16 protein-coding genes and 1 pseudogene are annotated in these 18,587 nt (G+C 57.0%); 13 read left to right on the forward strand and 4 right to left on the reverse strand.

Annotation, left to right across the window (positions count from 1 at the left end; translation table 11 throughout):
• Positions 1-27 precede the first annotated feature (27 nt).
• Positions 28-1,065, reverse strand: coding sequence for an ROK family protein (locus tag VFE46_03135; GenBank protein ID HZZ26979.1), 1,038 nt, complete (start codon positions 1,063-1,065; stop codon positions 28-30).
• A 249-nt stretch (positions 1,066-1,314) separates the two neighbouring features.
• On the opposite strand from VFE46_03135, the gene VFE46_03140 reads away from it, so the two are divergent.
• Positions 1,315-1,953, forward strand: coding sequence for a sigma-70 family RNA polymerase sigma factor (locus VFE46_03140; GenBank protein ID HZZ26980.1), 639 nt, complete (start codon positions 1,315-1,317; stop codon positions 1,951-1,953).
• A 75-nt stretch (positions 1,954-2,028) separates the two neighbouring features.
• Here VFE46_03140 and VFE46_03145 read toward each other — a convergent pair whose 3' ends face one another.
• Positions 2,029-2,457, reverse strand: coding sequence for a hypothetical protein (locus VFE46_03145; GenBank protein ID HZZ26981.1), 429 nt, complete (start codon positions 2,455-2,457; stop codon positions 2,029-2,031).
• A 650-nt stretch (positions 2,458-3,107) separates the two neighbouring features.
• Between VFE46_03145 and VFE46_03150 the strand changes: the two genes are divergently transcribed.
• The 7 genes and pseudogenes from VFE46_03150 to VFE46_03180 all read left to right on the forward strand — a co-directional run bounded on the left by VFE46_03150 (position 3,108) and on the right by VFE46_03180 (position 10,890).
• On the forward strand, positions 3,108-3,941 hold the full coding sequence (locus VFE46_03150; GenBank protein ID HZZ26982.1) for a glycerophosphodiester phosphodiesterase: 834 nt from the start codon (positions 3,108-3,110) through the stop codon (positions 3,939-3,941).
• A gap of 217 nt (positions 3,942-4,158) precedes the next feature.
• Positions 4,159-4,488 (forward strand): annotated as a pseudogene (locus tag VFE46_03155) (protein kinase).
• Positions 4,489-4,753: 265 nt separating this feature from the next.
• Positions 4,754-6,304 carry a hypothetical protein gene (locus VFE46_03160; protein HZZ26983.1) on the forward strand — a complete coding sequence of 517 codons (1,551 nt, stop codon included), beginning with the start codon at positions 4,754-4,756 and terminating at the stop codon, positions 6,302-6,304.
• A 276-nt stretch (positions 6,305-6,580) separates the two neighbouring features.
• Positions 6,581-7,180, forward strand: coding sequence for a helicase-related protein (locus tag VFE46_03165; GenBank protein HZZ26984.1), 600 nt, complete (start codon positions 6,581-6,583; stop codon positions 7,178-7,180).
• Positions 7,181-7,279: 99 nt separating this feature from the next.
• Positions 7,280-8,215, forward strand: coding sequence for a ParB/RepB/Spo0J family partition protein (locus VFE46_03170; protein ID HZZ26985.1), 936 nt, complete (start codon positions 7,280-7,282; stop codon positions 8,213-8,215).
• Between the two features lie 276 nt (positions 8,216-8,491).
• Positions 8,492-9,229 (forward strand): hypothetical protein, encoded by a 738-nt coding sequence (locus VFE46_03175; GenBank protein HZZ26986.1) that lies wholly within the window; start codon positions 8,492-8,494, stop codon positions 9,227-9,229.
• Between the two features lie 299 nt (positions 9,230-9,528).
• Positions 9,529-10,890: a hypothetical protein gene (locus tag VFE46_03180; GenBank protein ID HZZ26987.1), complete on the forward strand. Its 1,362-nt coding sequence runs from the start codon at positions 9,529-9,531 to the stop codon at positions 10,888-10,890.
• Positions 10,891-11,829: 939 nt separating this feature from the next.
• Here VFE46_03180 and VFE46_03185 read toward each other — a convergent pair.
• Both VFE46_03185 and VFE46_03190 read right to left on the reverse strand, forming a co-directional pair.
• Positions 11,830-12,684 carry a competence protein CoiA family protein gene (locus VFE46_03185; GenBank protein ID HZZ26988.1) on the reverse strand — a complete coding sequence of 285 codons (855 nt, stop codon included), beginning with the start codon at positions 12,682-12,684 and terminating at the stop codon, positions 11,830-11,832.
• A 110-nt stretch (positions 12,685-12,794) separates the two neighbouring features.
• Entirely contained in the window at positions 12,795-14,027 is a 1,233-nt protein-coding gene (locus VFE46_03190) for a hypothetical protein (protein ID HZZ26989.1), read from the reverse strand.
• Positions 14,028-14,071: 44 nt separating this feature from the next.
• Here VFE46_03190 and VFE46_03195 point away from each other — a divergent pair, with 44 nt between their 5' ends.
• The 5 genes from VFE46_03195 to VFE46_03215 all read left to right on the forward strand — a co-directional run bounded on the left by VFE46_03195 (position 14,072) and on the right by VFE46_03215 (position 18,313).
• Positions 14,072-14,950: a replication-relaxation family protein gene (locus tag VFE46_03195; GenBank protein ID HZZ26990.1), complete on the forward strand. Its 879-nt coding sequence runs from the start codon at positions 14,072-14,074 to the stop codon at positions 14,948-14,950.
• Positions 14,951-15,241: 291 nt separating this feature from the next.
• Positions 15,242-17,335 carry a type IV secretion system DNA-binding domain-containing protein gene (locus VFE46_03200; GenBank protein HZZ26991.1) on the forward strand — a complete coding sequence of 698 codons (2,094 nt, stop codon included), beginning with the start codon at positions 15,242-15,244 and terminating at the stop codon, positions 17,333-17,335.
• A gap of 7 nt (positions 17,336-17,342) precedes the next feature.
• The gene (locus tag VFE46_03205; GenBank protein ID HZZ26992.1) at positions 17,343-17,624 is read left to right on the forward strand and encodes a hypothetical protein; all 282 of its coding nucleotides are present in this window, start codon (positions 17,343-17,345) and stop codon (positions 17,622-17,624) included.
• An 8-nt stretch (positions 17,625-17,632) separates the two neighbouring features.
• Positions 17,633-18,061, forward strand: a complete 429-nt coding sequence (locus tag VFE46_03210) for a PIN domain-containing protein (protein HZZ26993.1) — start codon at positions 17,633-17,635, stop codon at positions 18,059-18,061.
• A 12-nt stretch (positions 18,062-18,073) separates the two neighbouring features.
• Entirely contained in the window at positions 18,074-18,313 is a 240-nt protein-coding gene (locus VFE46_03215; protein HZZ26994.1) for a hypothetical protein, read from the forward strand.
• The last annotated feature ends 274 nt before the right edge of the window (positions 18,314-18,587 follow it).

The following is an 18,587-nucleotide window of genomic DNA, read 5'->3' on the forward strand; positions in this document are numbered from 1 at the left end:
TTGCCGCCAAATAAGCTTGAATCCATCTCACACATTTTTTGACTGATAGTATTCGGTGCGTGCCAAGCCGGCGGCGCCGAGATAACCGGCGTCCGATTCTAACCGGGCAAACTCAATTTTCGTTCGATCGGCCAGCATCGCAAAGGTTCGGCGACGCACTTCTTGGCGAATTTGCTCTAAAAACCGCCTGCCCAGCTGCGACTGGATTCCGCCAAAATTCATCGCGCCCCCGAGGATGATGATTTCAGGATCGATGGTGTGCATGATATTGACGATGCCCACCGCCATGTACCGGGCCGTATCCATCACAATTTCCAGCGCCAATGCGTCGCCGTTTTCGGCTTCTTCGGCCAGCAACAGCGTCGTCAGTGGTGCGCCTTGTTCCATTCGATAAGTGAGCGACGATTTTCTGCCCGATTGCAATTCTTCATTCGTGCACTTCACCACCGAGGTGGCACTGGCGTATGCTTCTAAGTGACCACGCTGACCACAACCACATAGCCGGGCCGTTTCACTGCAATCGATAATGGCGTGACCGTATTCGCCGCCGAGGCTGTGTTGCCCGTCGATCGGCTTACCATCGACAATGATGCCACCCCCGATGCCAGTGCCCAGGGTAAACATGGCCAGGCTTTGCACGCTCCCCCAGCCCAACCAATATTCGGCGAAGGCAGCGGCACTGGCGTCGTTGCCGTAGGTTACTGGCAGGTTGCACGCCTGAGCGAGCCGATCGCGGATGGGAAAGTTATGCCAGTGCGGCATGTTCACCGGAGCCACGAGTGTCCCCGTTGCCAAATCGAGCGGACCCGGCGTGCCCAGCCCCACACGTGCCACACTTCCCGGCGGTAAGCCCGCCACCATGATCATTTGCCTCACGGCATTTCCGATGCGGCGGATGCCGGCCTCGGGTCCAGCAGGCTCCTCGGTGGCAATGGAGAGAAACGAGAGTGTGCGGCCTAAATCGTCCACCAATCCAATTTTAGTGTTCGTACCCCCAACATCGACGCCCACAAATAATGGCGTTTTTGCGTCGAGAAATGAAATGGTGGTACGTGAAGCGGGCATAAAACGCGAGGTTTTCTGGTTCCGTCCATCATACTTACTGTCGCAATTTGGTGCATTGGGTGACAGCAGGCTAAGGCCGAATTGCCCGACTGACAGTCGGGCTATGTGCAAACATGCTGGCTAACTTGCCCATCGGCTAGAGCATCGACTACAACTAATCGGAGCAGCGCTGCTCCCTTCCACCGAAGCATCTGCGAACGCTTCGGTCGTAACTTCGCGCGAGTAGTGCAGCCCGGAGTTGGTTCCGTCATGGGCGAAATCACCACCGACGATTTGCAACAGTGCTTAGATCGCCTGCGTCAAGGCGATGCAGCCGCGCGAAACCAACTCCTCGAGTTTGCCAGCGAGCGATTCAATATGTTGGCGCGCCGCATGCTGAATCAGTTCAATCGCCTGCGAACGTTCGAACAGACGGGCGACGTAATGCAAAGCGCCATGCTGCGGTTGTGGCTGGCGCTGAAAGACGTGCACCCAACCACCGTGCGCGAGTTCCACGGACTGGCCGCCACGGAAATTCGCCGTGTATTGCTCGATTTGTCGCGGAAGTATTTCGGCCGGGCCAAATTCATGACCTCGCGCGGCGAGCGCATCACCAAGTTGCCGGAAAATTCCCCAGCCCATGTGAAAGCGCCCATCGACGAAATTGCGCAGTCGGTTCCTCATGGAGGTGTCGACGGCCCGGAACGATTGGCAGACTGGCTCGAGCTCCACCAATTCGTGGAATCGCTCCCCGACGATGAACGAGAACTTGTAAACCTGCTGTTCTTTTTGGAGCTGTCGCAACAGGAAGTGGCCCGGCTATTATCCGTTGACGAAAGCACCGTCAAGCGGCGGTGGCGTCGGCTGCGAGAAGAACTTGCCAAGCAAACGAAGGATTGGTTGCCGTAAAGATGCCCGTTGCGCAAGAAAAACGGCCTCACTGCGAAGGCCGTTTTGCTTCGTTTGCAGCAGTATGTGGTTGACTTAGGCCCACATGTGCCGCTGTTGCACTGGGTAATCCCAGTCCACGATTTTTTCTACGCCGTGCCGGATTTCGCCATCGCCACGGTAGTTGGACCGCTCGGAACCATCATACGAAGTCTGCCAGTTTTCCAGCGTTACCTGCGGATGGTACTGCAACATCGGCGGGCGAGTTTCGGCACAGCAAACTTGGACGTATTTGGCGTCACGTCCCCCTTCCGGCGTGAGATTGGATTTTACATCATCGTAATTGACGCCATCGCGCAGGTTCTTGGTTTTTTCAGCCTGCGGATTTTTCGTGTGCAGCATCGCACGGCCTGCCAGGAATGCCGAACGACTTTCGGCGGCGGACACAGTTTGCATTTTTGCAAGTGTCAACCAGCCCGTCACACAAATCACAATTCCAAGCGAGGTGATGAATGAGCGGTTCATGGTCGTTCTCCCTAATTGAAAAGAGCGGTTTTCAAAATCTGCGTGGTTTGGTCGGTTTTCGTCGCAGGTCGTCGACCAGGCTTAATGCCTCTACCTAATAAAGCGGCACGCTGCCCCGGAGGGGGGCACGCAATAAGAAAAATTATTTCTTGCCGGAAACCACGGGGAAACCAACGATTCATCCGCCCAGGGAACTTGGCTGGGCTGGTATGATGAAACATCAGCCTGTCGCATAATCCCTCACTTTCGATTTCCACCATGAGTTCACAAGAGGCCATCTATAAATCTGGGCTTTCACGCAGCGATGTCGACGCGTTGGAGGGACCCCTTGTTTTGAATTTCGGAACAAACTGGTGTGGTTACTGCAGCGCAGCGTGGCCAATAATTGCAGAGGCGCTACAAACATTCCCTACAGTGAAACATTTGGGCGTCGAAGATGGCCCTGGCCGCGCATTGGGCCGATCGTTTCATGTGAAGTTATGGCCCACTTTGATTTTCCTGAAAAACGGCACGGAGGTCGCCCGGCTGGTTCGTCCATCTACCGCTGATGAGTTGCGTTCCGCGCTGCAACTAATTGCCTGAACATCCGGCGTAGCGATTGGTTAAAATTGAAGTGCCGCCAGAGTTCAAGTGCGCACCGGAGGAAAACAATGTCAGCCGTCTGGGGACACCGCGGATGTCGCGGCCTGCAAAATCCGCCGGAAAACTCTCTGGCAGCATTTGAAGCTGCCATCGTGCAGGAAGCCGACGGCATCGAACTGGATGTCTTTCTCACGACCGATCGAGTCTTGGTCGTATTCCATGCCGACAAGTTGGATCGTTTAACCAACGGCAGCGGAAAAATTGTGACAAAATCGTTTGCCGATTTGCAGGTTTTAAAACTAAAAGAAAATTGCAGTCCGAACCTGAGCGACCAGCGGATTCCCACGCTCGATCAGGTGCTGGACCTCGTCGATCAGTCGCGCCAACGGTACCGAAACAGTCATTCCGAGGAAGAATTTGTCGTCAACATCGAAATGAAAGCTGGCGACCTCGCCGAGCCTTTAGGCGCGGCACTCCGCCAGCGTTTGCAGCAAGGATGGAAGGCAAAGAATTTTTTGGTCAGCTCGTTCGAAGTTTCTAACCTAGTGAAAATGCAATCTCCATCTTTAGAAGTGCCGCTCGGCGTGCTATTGAGCAGCAACGAAGCGCCGTGGGATCTGACCTTGGCGGAGATCGACAAGCGGCTTGCTTCTCTGCCCATTCAACCACAGACCGTCAATCTAACGCTCCCGTCTCTTACCGGCGAAGCCATTTCGCGAATCGTTGCGATTGGCGCCCGGCCTGTAGCCTGGACCTATAACGAAATCAATCCGGAGCTTTTACCAACGCAAAAACAACAAGCAATGGCAGAGCTATTGCTGCAAAATAACATTCCTCTGATTACCGACTACCCACGGCAGATGCGTCAGCTGCTCGAAAACTATTCCACGCATGAGCACTAGGGGCGGAGAGCAAATATCCCCGACAGGATTTGAATGCACAACCGAGCACGGTGGCCGCGGCGAGCGAACGCAGGGCGTTAGGCAGGCAAAAACGCAACAACGCTGAAATATATAATGGCGACATGAGCGATATTACAGAAATCCAAGCTTTCTAAATCAGCCGCCGGCCGCCGATGGTGAAGTTGATCTCACTTCTATGCACACTTCGGAAGGCCCGGGCGTTGTTATCGGCCCCTACAAGTTGCTACAGCAAATCGGCGAAGGGGGCATGGGCGTGGTCTATATGGCCGAGCAGCAGAAGCCTGTCCGCCGCCGTGTTGCGCTCAAGATTATCAAGCCAGGCATGGACAGCCGGCTGGTAATCGCCCGCTTCGAGGCCGAGCGACAGGCACTGGCGATGATGGACCACCCCAACATTGCCCGGGTGCTGGATGCCGGTTGCACCGAGAGCGGTCTGCCCTACTTTGCCATGGAATTAGTACAGGGCATTCCCATCACGCAATACTGCGACGACAAGCAGCTCAACACTGTCGAGCGGCTGGAGCTGTGCCGCCGAAATTCCGATCGACCTGAAGCTGCAGAACCTCCCTTCCAAGGACGATTTCTGGAAGAACTGGGAACGTGACCACGCCTGGGCGCTGCGACTCCGCAAGGCGGGATTCACCTTTGAACGGAACCAGCTCGAAGACAGGACCTGGCGGCTCGTCCTCCGCAATCAGCCCTACTCTGATCTCTCCCTGCTCGCCGGCGCTGCGATCACCCAGCTAGACGTGGGATATACCAAAGTATCCGACCTGTCTCCGCTCAAATCGATGTCCCTGACACACCTCGACGTCAGCGGCACCCCGGTCGAAGACATCGCCGCGCTCCGGGGAATGAAGTTGGAATGGATCTCGCTCTTCCGCACTCGGGTGCGCGATCTGTCGCCGCTGTCGGGGATGCCGATCAAGTACATGGAACTGCGCGCCTGCGATCAGCTCACCGACGTCATGCCGCTGGGCCAAATCCCCAGCCTTGAGTCAATACATCTGCCTGCCCACGCCGCTGACCTCGAGCCGTTGCGTAAGCTGCCGAACCTTAAAAACATTTTGTTCGGCAGCGTCGAATGCACGGCCAAGGACTTCTGGAAGACCTGGGACGGCCTGCCCTGGGCGCGGAAGCTAGAAGCAGCGGGCATCACCTTCGACATCGAGCAACTGTCGGACGGGTACTACGACGTGAGGGTGCACGATCCGAAATTCACCGATTGCTCCATCTTTACAGGGTCGAATGTTCGCTCTGTTGATCTGGACAGCAGCGGTGTGACCGACCTGAGCCCGCTGGCCGACTTGCCGCTCAAGATCCTGAACCTGCGGGATACCAAGGTGACCGATCTATCGCCGCTCCGCTCGCCGGTGCTGCGCGATGCGCTCCGCGAAATCCGTCTGTGGAAGACCAAGATCGCCGATTTTTCTCCTATTGCGGAGTGTAAGAACCTGGAGGTGTTCGACGCGTCGGACACTCTGCTGCCCGATCTCTCGGTCGTCAAGGGAATGAAGCTGCGGACCCTTAACGTCGAGCGAACCAGCGTGACGGATATCGCTCCGCTGACGGGCATGCCGCTGGAGGATGTCTACCTCCGCGGCACCAAGGTCACCGACATCTTGCCGCTGCTAAAGTGCCCGACGCTCAAGTCGCTGATGCTGCCTGAGGATGCGCGGGATTTCGAATCACTCCACGCACTGCCGAACCTGACGCGCATCTCCTACACCTCCGCCCGGAACGATGGCCCAGACATGACCGCCGACCAGTTCTGGACCGCCAACAAAGATGAACCGTGGCTTGCGGCGCTCCGCAAAACCAACCTCACCTACAAAACCCGCCTCCTCAAGGACGGCTCTTGGGAGCTGATCCTCGATCATCAGCCCATCTCTGACCTTTCGATGCTTAAGGGCGCGTCGATCACGCGGCTCTCGATTGCGTCCACCCCTGTGGCGGATCTGTCGCCACTGCGCGGTATGAAGCTGACGTTCCTGAGAATCTCGGGAACGAAGGTGTCCGACTTGAGCCCCATTCGTGGGATGCCCATTACTAACGTGACCATGACTGAAACCAACGTGCGTGATCTGACGCCGCTGGTCGGCATGCCGCTTCGCTCCCTGAACATGCCCGACTGCAAGCAGATTGCGGACCTGTCGCCGTTGGCGGAGATCAAGACACTGGAAAGTGTGATCCTTCCGCCCGACACGAAGAACATTGAGGGCCTTCGCAAGCTCCCTAATCTCAAGCGGCTTGGATACAAATTTAGCGGCAGTAGCGCCGACCAGACCGTCCAGGAATTCTGGGCCGCGTACGACCGCACCAAAAGCGCTAGTGCGCCCTAGCTAAGTTGGATCGCCCCACAGCTCCATCAAGTCGTTGGCGTTGGACAGACACCTGGCAAGCAACATCTGCCAAAGCCTGATCCCGCTGCAATGCAATACCCAATACGTGGTGTCCCGCTATAAGCGATCGCGTTCATAGCCCCGTATCGCGTCCATCGCATCGTTACGACGTGGGACGCGGCCGGCTGGCGACCCAGCCAAGGCGACCTGGATCGCTACGGGCGCCAGATTCCCGATGAGGAATACCATACCAACGAGTTCGAAAGAATCGTTTCGTTGAAGGCACGAACCGAAGCAGTCTCGCGCCATTTGACCGATTATTTGAAGCGTACCGACCGATTTGCCAAAACCATCGTATTCTGTGTCGATCAGGAACATGCCGACGAAATGCGACGGGCACTCAATAATCTCAATGCCGATCTCGTTCGCGACAATCCCGATTACGTGTGCCGCGTCACCTCCGATGAAGGTGACATTGGCCGCGGCCATCTCAGCAATTTCCAGGACCTTGAGCGGCGCACTCCTGTCATTCTGACTACATCGCAGTTGCTTACGACTGGTGTTGACGCCCCCACAGTGCAAAATATCGTGCTAGTTCGGATCATCAACTCGATGACCGAATTCAAGCAGATCATCGGCCGTGGTACTCGCGTCCGTGACGACTACGGCAAACTGTTTTTCAGCATTTTGGATTACACGGGTTCCGCCACTCGATTGTTCGCGGACCCAGATTTTGACGGCGACCCGTCCATCGAGACCGAAGTAACTATCGATGAGGAAGGGGAACCGGTGAGCGAGGAAACGATCGTTACCAGCGCACCTACTTGGAAGGTTTGCGCAAGCACTTCGGAGAGGGAACATTTGACACAGTCCTGAATGACTTGGCACAGTTTGAGCAAAGTGCCACCGACCGAATCCCCATCACACTCCGCGCCCCGAAAAGCCAAGCAGCCAGCATTGCCCGCAAATTCGTCGATGAAGTCTGCCGACGCATCGCGGACAAATCCCAAGGCAGCCAGCGCCTTGGAGCGCACCCTGAACCTGCCACCGCAACTGCCGCTGGCAACTGAGACCCCCGCGACCCCAGGGGAACAGCGCGGGCGCCGGCAATTGAAAGGGGCCTTTTTAATTGAGATTGCACGTCTCCGTCCCGATCCATCCCAACCGCGCCGGCGCGTTGATGATGAATCGATTGCTGAATTAGCAGCTTCCATCCGCCGGCACGGCGTTATTCAAGCGATAAGTGTCCGTTACCTTCCTGACCAAGACATCTACCAGATCATCAGCGGTGAACGCCGCTATCAGGCGGCCAAACTCGCGGGGCTTTCGGCAATCCCCTGTTTGATTCACGATCCCAAACAACGAGACTTACTTCTTAGGCAGGTGGTCGAGAATTGGCAACGCCGAGAACTGCATCCCTTCGATCTGGCAGACGCTCTCGCACAACTCCGTGACGACAATAAATTCACGCAGAAGCAACTCGCCCAGGAGACCGGCAAACCGGAAGCGGAAATCTCCAAGTTCCTAAAACTTTTGGAACTAGCGCCGGCGGTCCAGAAGGAATCTCGCGCCGACACCACCGGTGTATTATCTTTTAGACACCTATACAACATTGCCCGCTTAGAGCCCGCGGAGCAGGAAGCGATGGCCAGCGCAGTGCGGGAGCAGCGGCTTTCCGCCGTCGAAACGGAGCAATTGGTTCGCAAGACCATCGAGCGCCGCACGGCTCCTCCGAAGCGAGGCACGCCGGTCACCAAAGTAGAACTGCTAACCAGCAAAGCGAAAGTGACGCTGTTGTTTCGAAAGCAGGCACCGAATCGCAATGACATTCTCACGGCGTTGGAGGAGGCGCGGACCAAAGCCAAGGACATCGGCAAAAAAACGACGCTTAAAATCCACCGACCGAAATAGGACCAGTATTTGGCTTATGCAAGCCAATCTGTGCAAAAGTTTCTCCGAGAAACTCCACGCTTGCGCAAAGAGAAAGATCATTGCACCGTATTGGACCGAACATGACGATGAAAATCTAATTTTCCGAATGGATTCTCAAGACACATCGCGCGAGCACATCTTTATGCCGTACCAATGTACCCTTGGGGTTGCATTGTCTATTGACCATGATCTATCACAACAGTGCGTGAATTTTGCGATTGTTGAGCGCAGGCGTACGAACACGGAGCAAAAATTATGCAGTCCGAATCGGACATCCCGCAACTTCGCGTACAACGAGAACTCGATAGCTCGTCGGGTTCAGTTCAATTGAGATACTTCTGGGACAACCGCGAGATCCAAAAGGTTGCCATTTCCGGAGTCGTCGCCGAGCGGCTTGCTGGCCTCACGCTGATCCAAAAGGATCTCGTCAATGCGCTTGGGTGGATCAAAAAGGCATCCGCACTCATTGATACCATCGCGGTAGCTGGAGACGGTACCTACCATCAGGTGGCAGACCGGGAGATCGGAAACCAAGTAAAGGCGTTTTTTGTGGCAGCCCTCACGTTTTACGGAAAAGCGTTCACAGAAGCATCGGGCCGACGGGCGCAACTATCGAAAGATACGCTAGATTCCGAGTTTCGCGCTACACACGACGACTACATTTCCTATCGTCACAATATGGCGGCACATAGTGGATCAGCCAAGATTGAATCCGCGAAATCCTTCATGCTCCTCATCCCAGTCGGTAAAAATAAGTTCGGCTTTCGCATACACACCAATCGCCTGCAACCAGATTTCGCATGGTCAGACGATATCCGCGATCAATTTACGTCACTCATTGAGCATGCAATTGCAAAGGTCTCTGAGCAGCACGAAAACTTATCGGTACGCATTATCGATGCGGCAGCGGCGAAGGGTCTCGAATTTTGGATGCGAGCGTCTGTGAAGTCGGAAGCGTTTGACGTAGATGCTCTCGTAAAGCCAAAGCGCTGACACTGCAAATAGTACGGCGCTTCGCCTACTGGGATGCCGACCGCGACGGCTGCTTTTGCCTCGCATCCTTTCGGGCGTACTGGCATCACCTTTTGCGCCAGACATTTATTATTAGCCCAATAACCCCGGCCAAAGCCGTGGATTCTTTCAAATGCCGCGGCGCTGTTCTCGGCCCAGATCGTCAACCGATTCTGCCCGCGTTATGGCGCCCGGCAATGGTAAGGTTCTGCGCTATAGAACGCTCAATCCCCTACCGCGGCCTGCCGCAAAAAGATCGCCCCCGAACCTTGGGCCGGGGCATGACGCAGTTGTCATTGGTCGAGCATTCCCTCTGCCCCCTCGATACCGAAGCGTCGCTCCGTCCGGGTTTGATCCACGAGGCAGGTTATTTCTTCACCGACAAGGATGGCACCCGCCGCAAGGCGACCGCCCGCGTGATTTCTCCGGAAGGACTCTCGGCCTACGATGAATTGTATTTATGGGGATTGCTAGCACTCACGTTCTCACAAGCGGAACCAGGCGTCGAGTTCACTGCTACGCCGCATTATTGTCTACGCCAGTTGGGATTGATTGAAGACAAGCACCACCGCGGCGGCGAGACCTACCGGTTGTTCCGCGACGCGATCGAGCGGCTGTCCGCCGTCACCTATCAAAATGACAACTTCTACGACCCCATTCGTGGTGAACACTGCCGCGTCGGATTTGGATTCTTGAGCTACCGGCTGCCGCTGAATTCCGATTCCTCACGAGCTTGGCGGTTTTACTGGGACCCACTGTTGTTTGAAATCTGTCAGGCAACCGGCAGTGCCTTGGCGTTCGACTTGGAAACCTACCGTCAATTGGATACCGCTACTCGGCGACTCTACTTGCTGCTGAAAAAAATGTTTTGGAAGAAAACATCCTCCCTGCATTTCGACGTGCGGCACCTGGGAGTGAACGTGCTGGGATATTCCCCCACCCTCAAACCCTGGCGCTTGAAGGAAAAGCTGATCGGTTCCGTGCGGAAGCTTGTCGATCAAGGCATTCTTGCTCCGCCGCCGGAAGGATCGATGAAGAATCTGTTCCGCAAGCAGCACAAGGGGCAGTACAGTATCCTGTTCCAGCGGGGACCGAATTTCGATCGAACTACAACCACCAAAGTCAACGTCGATTCCCCGCACTACGAACTGCTGCAAGCGATCGGCTTCGAGCAGCCGGCCATCGCCCGACTGTTGCGCACCTACCCGCCCAGGCTTATCGGCGAGTGGGCGGACATTACCCTAGCCGCCCGCGAACGCAACGGCGAGAAGTTTTTCACCACGAGTGCCCAGGCGTTCTTCGTAGATAACATCAAACATGCCGCCGCCGGAACCCGGACGCCGCCCGACTGGTGGCGGGAACTCCGCAAGCTGGAAGAGCAGCAACGCCGCCGCCATGCCGCGGATAATTCTGATCTGACCTTGGACCAGTATTTGAAAACCGAGGCCCGTGAGGCTTTCGCCCGCGTGACCGATCGCATCTTCGGCGATCTGATTGCCGGTGGCAAAACGGAGGCCGAGGCTCGTGAGCAGGCCGACCGAATCGCCCGCAATAATTTGAAAGTGCAGTTCTACCGGGAACACCCGGAATGCCGACCAACCGATCCGCCCACCAATCCCATCGTGGATCATTCGGATGAGTGACAGACCTCTTTCTTGAGGCGATTCCGTTCGTCACCTGCCGCGGTAGCGGCAGTGTTCAGTAAATAGACTTTCTGATAAGCAATCCCCTATTTGTTTCCATTATTATTTGTAGACATCTATTTGGGTCTGCACGACCACCAGTGAGAAGAATCGGCCTATGGGGCAAGAATTGTTCTCCTGATCGCCAAATTACATCCGGCAAAGCTGCCAAAAACCACACGCCAACTCCACCACCATTCACTCAAAACCACACGCCAACTCCACTACTTGCTAGAAATCATTACTGTTTTGCAATGGACAATCAGTACATTCCAAAAAAAACAGTCCCTTGATATTCACCACACTGACAGACCCCGCTGCGAGTGCGCAACCACTTGCGTCCACCCGCTGGTCCATCAGTAGAGCCGTCGGCGGCCAAGGCCGACTGACGGACGGCTCACTGATGCGGCACTCACGCCTCTATGAGGATGCACCGCTCGGACGGCTATCGCCGCCGAGGCCACCCCCTCCGACACGCCGGCCGCGCTCTCGCGCAGACCTTTGGCGGCTGCGGTGGTGGCCTCGGCTGCTCGGCTCAGGGCAGCCAAGCCGCCTCGCGGGCATCGCACACCACCGCTGTTGGCGGAGTGGCGCGGCAGCGCGTTGTCTTCACCGGCCTATGCGGCCGGCGTGACGCCGCGGCGGAGGCCGCGGAGCCGGAAGCGCCGTCGGTTCTGTTACACGATCCATAGGCACTACCAATGTTTTGATATTGCAAGATCGTCGTGCGCTGACGGCTCGGGGCGGATTGCTATTCCGATCACACTTCTTGGATGCAATCTGGTGCGTTGTGTCGGGTGTGATTTACCACGACAGGCATTCACACAAAAACTCATGAGGACCAAAGTCGGCGGTCTTTTAGCGTGCGTTAAGAAACGCTCGAATTTGGCCGCATTCTCGTCACCCGTCTACCTGTTCCAATGACTGCGGACGCCGTGGCCGATGTGGAACAAGCGTCGACAAGTGACCGTTGCACTGAATATAGTTTGAGCCAGCTTCTAGACAATGCTCGCAGGATGCGCAATCGTCGTTAACGTTTGCATATGGCTTACCCCGCCAGACGCGCACTGCAATCGGGCACCAGTCGACATGAACGGCGAGACCCCGTCGAATCGTTGGCTTGCGAAGTGTTTGAGACATAAGCCGCTTGTACTCGGCTTGTTCGCGAGCATTGAAAATCCAGCGTTTGTTATCGATACCATTAACGACAAGCTCTGCAATGGCGTCCATTGGCATGTCCCGTGGTGCGTCGCTCAGGTCAATCTCCACCGCAGAGACCCGCAGATCGCGAATTCGTTGCAGTTTATTGCTGTCGACTGGATGAGTGACGTAAACTTCGATGAAAAGATCACGGTTGCCAATGCGAGCAATCAAATCGGGAACCAGACCATCGACGCGCTGCTCGATCCGGACAGAATCGATTTCGTACATCTGCGCCGGGGCAATTTCATGCGCCGAGCGATTCGACTTAAATTCAATGCGTACAGCCGGAAGCCGGATTACACGTAGCCGATCAAGGATGTCCTTCGCAGCCAAATGTAGCGCGGTTTCGGTAGCATATCTGCAGGAATCCGATGCATGGTGTGCAAAATGATGTTCACGCCGCGTCGCTTTACGAGCGACGAGTGGGGATGAACATCTCGGGCAAACGCACCCACAGGCGAGGCCGGAATCGACCTGTGATATGTGCAGCAATGCGTTTTCACGGAGTCCGTAGGGCAGACGGATCTTTGTCATAATGTCGCCCCTGCGCATCACAGGTATTCAACCGCCGAAGTGCGATTAAGCATTGCGGCATTTTGGCGGCCGAATGTGCAACAGTCAATCTTGGTATATTATTCTTCGATATAAATGGCGACGACTCGCTACTTGGCCGTCGAGGGCCTTGATTCTTGTGCCTGACGCCCAGAGGCGTCGCGTAGGAATTGCCACTCCTCGAAAGAAAGGGTTTCGGGCTGGCGGTCGCGAAAGCGGCCGGAGAAACCCGAGCGCGTCCAGCCCACTTGCACGGGGCAGCGCTGCGACAGTTCCCACAGAGCCTGCTGCATTCCGCTTTCGCCCTCGGAATCGAGATCAAACAGTAGCGTCAGCGGGACATTGCCTAGTTCGGTAGCCCAACCGGCCAACTTGTCGGCTTGCTCCTCGGTGATCCGGTTGCTGCAGATCGCCACGGCGGGAACGCCCAAGAGGCTGAGTCGGATCGCATCGTTAGGACCCTCGACAACCACGACTGTTCCCAGCGTTTTGATTTGCTCAAGCACTGCGGGATCGCGTAGCCGATGTTCTCCGTAGAGCAGTAACCCGCGATGCAGTCCTTTCGGAAACGCCACCTTGGTCGGCTCTTCGCCTTGGCGCCCGCCGCTCACCCAATCCACGTGCTTTCGTTCAAAGTCCGGATCGCGGCCGCAGTAGCCAACAGCTTGTCCCTGATCGTTCTGCAGTTGATACACGATCCTGCCACGCATCGTGCCACCGCTGGTATTTCCATTAGTGTCTCGCGGCAGATACCCCATCCGCCACTGCGTGGCGACTTCGCTGGTCAGGTATGGCCGCCGACGAAAATACCCCGCCGCACTGGGATTCATCGCCGCCGGATCGGTGATGAATTTTTCATGCAGATTTACTAAGCCCCGCGCCCGTTCGTTCGGACTTTCGGCGAGCGGTACGTTGATCTTAGGCGGTTCCGGCGCCGTTTCTTCTTTCGGCCTGGAAGCAGATGCAGACAACGGCGTCCCGGTGTCGCCCGCGATTTGTTGCAGGGTGGCCAAGACCTCTTTGAAGCGCTCGCCGCGTGGCCGGCCTCCGCCGTGCTGGCCGGGTAACAAGAGGTCGATCATGCCCACGAGGTTGCCACCGGCTTTATGCGGACAAGAGTATTGATGGCAGCACCAGCGCTTCACATCTTCGTCTTTGATCGCCAACGCCCGATCGCCCGTCGGTTCTGATTTTCCGCAATTGAGGAAACACCGAGTGCGGATTTCATTGCCTGTGCGGTGGGCGAGTTCATGCACCAGACCGAAGTGCGTCAGCACTTGCTCGACGCTGACGCGCCGGCTGAGATCATCCACGTTGACAAAGTCACGTCTTGGACGGTTCATGGAATGACAGAAGAGGGGAGCCATAGTAGGCTTGCTTCCGACCTATGGCAAGCGCCGCTCCCTTACGACTGACCACATCACGAGACTTCGACTTGCTGACGGCCTTAGTGATGAGTCCGCTGACCCTCGGGCAGCTCTTGAAACTCAGCCAAACCTTTGCCGCCGGCCCGTTCCGGTCACAGCGGTCGTTGCTCGATCGCTTGCAGCGATTGCGACTCGGCGGTTGGGTGCGTCGCTGGCCGCTCGCCTTGGCGAGACGCGGAGGCGGAGCGCCGGATTACTACAAAATCTCCCCACAAGGATTGCGGCTTCTCTATGGCGAAGAAGCACGGCCGCCAACCAAACAGTTCTTCGCCGAAGTGGCCGTCGCCCGACACCATCACATGTACAGCTTGGCGGAATTCCTGGTACATACAGCCGTCGCCGCCCACATCCGCGGGTTTCGGATTGTGGACGTGCATCCGGAGAACACCTTTGTTGCCAATGTGAACGGCGAGACGATGGTACCCGACCATCGCTTCGATCTAATGAATGGAGAAGGGGAGCGGTATCGATACCTAGTAGAGCTCGATAACTCGACCGAGACGATTTACTCCCCTCGACATGAAAAGGAGACGTGGCACCGGAAGATTCGCTTGCACGATGCATACCAGGATCAATGCACTCAGCGCCATCGCGTAGTGGTGGTCACCACTCGCAGTCGGGCGCGATTGAACAATATTATGGACGCCGCGGCGCGGATGGCGCGGAATCCGCAGCGGACGCTGTTCATCGGCGCATATCTGCCCGATTATCTGGCGACTGTCGATGCTGCCGGGGAGCTCTGTTTGATCGATCATCGGCGCAAGCACGTCGCCTTGCTCCCGGATCCAACGGTCGCGACCCACAGCGATGTCCTAGAGCCTAGCTTGACGGTCGCGTGAACTTCGGTATCTTGTCCCGCCTGCCGTTCGTTCATCCAACGTCGCAGTTTCGCGGGCCATCGTGCCCGCGGCCGTCACCGTCACCAGAGCACTCAAGAGCTTTAGTAAAAGGTCTTGTCGCCCGAGGCTGACTGGTGCAGCCCTCGCGATGTCTTGAGCCACAGCGGCACCACCCTGCCTGCCCGCTTCGCGGCGTCGGCAGCGGCGCTTGAAATCGACAACGTCGGCAGGACCCGCCCCCAAGATCAAGGCACGTCGCCGGGGCGGGTAATCTTGTGATAGGCTCTAGCGGTGCTGTTTCAGTTGTCAGTCCCGGCGGAGCAGGAGCGGGGACCGCAGTACCTTGCGCCCGCGATTACAGCCGTTCATCGGGCGTTCCGCGGACGGCGGCCGTGGGAATTGCTGCTGGCGAAACACGAAGCGCACGTGGGGCTGTTCTGTCGCACTGAACCGAGGTTATCGCCCGTCGTCCAAGGACAACTGCTGGCCGCCTATCCGGATTTGCGCATCGAGCGAATCGACGAGGCTGCGTTTCAGGCAGGACACGATGCGGTTTGGTTTTCAGCGAGGTTGCGGCTGGCGCCGGGCATCACGCCGCTTTTGAATGCGGAGCATTTTGTAGATCGTGAGGAGCGGCAGCTTGCCGATCCACTGGCGGCGCTGCTAGGGGCAATCGCCTCGGGAAAAACAAGGACGATGACGCCGTTGGTTTCACTGGCGGTGCGGCCGGTGGGGCGGCTGCATCACCGACGATTGCGACGACGAGCCCGCCGGCGGGCGAAAGAGGGGATTAGTGCTAAGATCGCGGGTCCGCTTTGGACGGTCGACATTCGCTTGGCGGTTCTGGCCCCGGTGTCGAAGAAGGCGGCTGCCTTGGCAAAGTTGCACGAACTAGCCGGCGTGTTTTTTCAGTATCTTCCCCCGGGAAGCGCCCGCTGGAAACTGTCCCGTGTGCGTACCGGCCCGCTGCGGAATTGTTGGCCGCTGCTGGGCCGCACGTATTTGACTCCCACGGAGTTGGCCTTGCTTTGGCATCCACCCACCTCGACCGTTCGCACTCCGCAGTTGCGAATCAACGAAAGTCGTGAACTGGAGCCGCCGCCCCCCGGCATCTTGCCGAGCGCAGCCCAAGGGGCTGTGATCGGGCGGGTGGCGTTCAGAGAGCGACGTGAGACCTTTGGAATTTTACCGGAGGATCGGTTTCGGCACGTCTATGTGGTGGGGCAAACAGGAGTCGGCAAGACAACACTGTTCACCAATCTCATTGCGGACGACGTTGCCGCCGGCCGCTCGACGATCGTGCTCGACCCGCACGGGGACATGATTGAGAGGTTGCTCGACAGTATTCCGCCGAATCGTACTAACAACGTGATCCTTTTCGATCCGGCCGACCGAAATCACGTCGTAACCTATAACCCGCTAGCCTGCCGATCGCCGCACGACCGACCCTTGGTGGCTTCGGCCATCGTCACAAGTTTTAAGCGGCTGTTTGGAGATAGTTGGGGACCTCGATTGGAGCACATCCTGCGTAACCGCGTCCTCACGCTATTGGAGAATCCAGGCACGACACTCGTTTCATTGCATAAACTGCTCGTGGATGATTCGTATCGGAAACAACTTGTTGGCAGAACGAATGATCCGATGGTGCGAGCCTTTTGGCAATCGGAGTGGGCCAGTTGGAATTCGCAATTCCGGGCCGAGGCGATTAGCCCGGTGCTTAACAAAGTCGGTGCTTTCACGGCCAATCCGATCTTGCGGACCGTACTCGGTGACCCGGCAGCCAAGCTCGATCTTCGCGCGGTGCTCGACAGTGGAACGGTGCTGCTGTGCAACTTGAGCAAGGGGCGCCTGGGAGACGACGCCTCGCAACTGCTCGGATCTCTGCTTGTGGCCGGCATCCAGTTGGCTGCTATGAGTCGCGCCGATCAGCCGGAACATGACCGAGTGCCCGCGATGCTATTTGCTGATGAGTTTCAGAATTTCGTTGCCAGTGATACGTTCCCGACGTTGCTGGCGGAAATGCGGAAGTACCGCTTGAGTCTCACTTGCGCCCATCAATACTTGGAACAATTGGACGACACCACGGCCGCCGCCGTGTGGGGCAATGTCGGAACCGTCGTGGCGTTCCGACTCGGGAAGGACGCCGAGACGGTGGCCGAGCAACTCGGTGGCAGCCTGACACCGGAAGACCTGCGGAACCTGCCCAAGCATCATGCCTACGTGCGGCTTTTGATCGACGGAATGCCGGCGAGGGTGTTTTCAATGGCAACCTTGCCGCCGAAGAACCTGAACCATCACCGTGGAAACGTTGTCCGTCGAGTGAGTCGCCAGCGCTTCGGTACGACCAATACCTCACATTCTTCCCCGGCGGCTTCTGTGGTATAATTCAGACATGGATAAACTCCTACAAAACGCCGGCGACCTGCCCGCCTCCGCCCGCTCCGCGGTCGAGAGTCTGATGGGCCATACGCTGCGCGACGATCAGCCGGTATATATTGTCGCGCTCGATGCCGCCAAAGAGCCGCCGGCCCAACAGCGCCGCGAGGCATGGGCTGACCTCCAAGAGATCATGGCCGAAATGCAAGCCAGCGTGCTCCAATCTGGCATTTCACCAGAGGAACTTGATCGCGTGATCGACGAAGAGTGTGAGGAGGTCCGCTACGGCAAGAAGTAATGCGGGTCATGTGCGATACCAACGTCTTGGTTCGGGCTATCCTGACGCCCCAAGGCGCCGCCGCTGAACTCTTAGAGCGACTCGCGCAGGGGCACTTACTCGTCACTTCGGCGTACCAACTGACTGAATTACTGGACGTGCTTCGGCGTCCCAGAATTCGCGCCCTCCACCGACGCGATGAGCGAGGCATCCGCCGCGCGATTGGCCGGATCTACAAACTGAGTGCGGTCGTACTGCTACCAGCCGATCTGCCGCCGGTTGTTCCCGATGATCCCAAAGACGACCCGATTGTCATGACGGCCGTCACAGGCCAGGCAGAAGTGCTTTGCACGCGCGACAAACATCTGCATCACGTGGACGTAATGAATTTCTGCGCCGGCCACGGGCTGCGAGTGCTTAATGACCTGGACTTGCTGGCCGAGCTCCGGGCAGGGTAGCCTGCGCCTCCTATGTCCGAACTCTTGAGCAGCCGGCTGCACGCGCTGCGCGTGGACCATTTGCTGCGCGCCGCAGAGACCATTCGCGACTGGCCCCAGCCGACCGAGCGGATGGAACATGCGATCCGTCATATCCGTGAGGCAATGTATTTCTGCACGGTCAGCAAAATCACCCACGCCGAGGAATCGCTGGTGTATTCGATTCTGGCTTTCGCAATGCCGGAAGGGGACTGTGCGGTTGACGAGGGGTAAATGCCCGTGGATATTGGCTTCTGTTGGCCCATCTGCGTCAAAGGTTCTCCGAGAAACTCGGCACTGCAAAAAAACCCTCAATCATTTCTGACTGAGGGCATTGAACCATTCACTGGATAATCGACTCAAAGGGCAATCGCCGTCGAAGTTGCGTCGATCACGTCAGGAGGACTCAAGAGCCGCTGCAATCCAATCGTCGTTGCCGCAAATTCTTGCGGCGAAGACTTCGCCCTGTCCTTTAGTGCAAACGTGAACGCTTGCAGGAGCGAGTATC

This window comes from Pirellulales bacterium (assembly GCA_035656635.1).
Taxonomy (GTDB): domain Bacteria; phylum Planctomycetota; class Planctomycetia; order Pirellulales; family JADZDJ01; genus DATJYL01.

What these genes read in the sequence shown, in the direction of transcription:
- VFE46_03170 (HZZ26985.1), top strand. Translation starts at nt 7,280, where the DNA reads ATGAAGTCTGCCGACGCATCGCGGACAAATCCCAAGGCAGCCAGCGCC.
- VFE46_03150 (HZZ26982.1), top strand. Translation starts at nt 3,108, where the DNA reads ATGTCAGCCGTCTGGGGACACCGCGGATGTCGCGGCCTGCAAAATCCG.
- VFE46_03190 (HZZ26989.1), bottom strand. Translation starts at nt 14,027, where the DNA reads ATGAACCGTCCAAGACGTGACTTTGTCAACGTGGATGATCTCAGCCGG.
- VFE46_03135 (HZZ26979.1), bottom strand. Translation starts at nt 1,065, where the DNA reads ATGCCCGCTTCACGTACCACCATTTCATTTCTCGACGCAAAAACGCCA.
- VFE46_03210 (HZZ26993.1), top strand. Translation starts at nt 17,633, where the DNA reads ATGTGCGATACCAACGTCTTGGTTCGGGCTATCCTGACGCCCCAAGGC.
- VFE46_03215 (HZZ26994.1), top strand. Translation starts at nt 18,074, where the DNA reads ATGTCCGAACTCTTGAGCAGCCGGCTGCACGCGCTGCGCGTGGACCAT.
- VFE46_03205 (HZZ26992.1), top strand. Translation starts at nt 17,343, where the DNA reads ATGGATAAACTCCTACAAAACGCCGGCGACCTGCCCGCCTCCGCCCGC.
- VFE46_03175 (HZZ26986.1), top strand. Translation starts at nt 8,492, where the DNA reads ATGCAGTCCGAATCGGACATCCCGCAACTTCGCGTACAACGAGAACTC.
- VFE46_03195 (HZZ26990.1), top strand. Translation starts at nt 14,072, where the DNA reads ATGGCAAGCGCCGCTCCCTTACGACTGACCACATCACGAGACTTCGAC.
- VFE46_03185 (HZZ26988.1), bottom strand. Translation starts at nt 12,684, where the DNA reads ATGCGCAGGGGCGACATTATGACAAAGATCCGTCTGCCCTACGGACTC.
- VFE46_03140 (HZZ26980.1), top strand. Translation starts at nt 1,315, where the DNA reads ATGGGCGAAATCACCACCGACGATTTGCAACAGTGCTTAGATCGCCTG.
- VFE46_03160 (HZZ26983.1), top strand. Translation starts at nt 4,754, where the DNA reads ATGTCCCTGACACACCTCGACGTCAGCGGCACCCCGGTCGAAGACATC.
- VFE46_03145 (HZZ26981.1), bottom strand. Translation starts at nt 2,457, where the DNA reads ATGAACCGCTCATTCATCACCTCGCTTGGAATTGTGATTTGTGTGACG.
- VFE46_03180 (HZZ26987.1), top strand. Translation starts at nt 9,529, where the DNA reads ATGACGCAGTTGTCATTGGTCGAGCATTCCCTCTGCCCCCTCGATACC.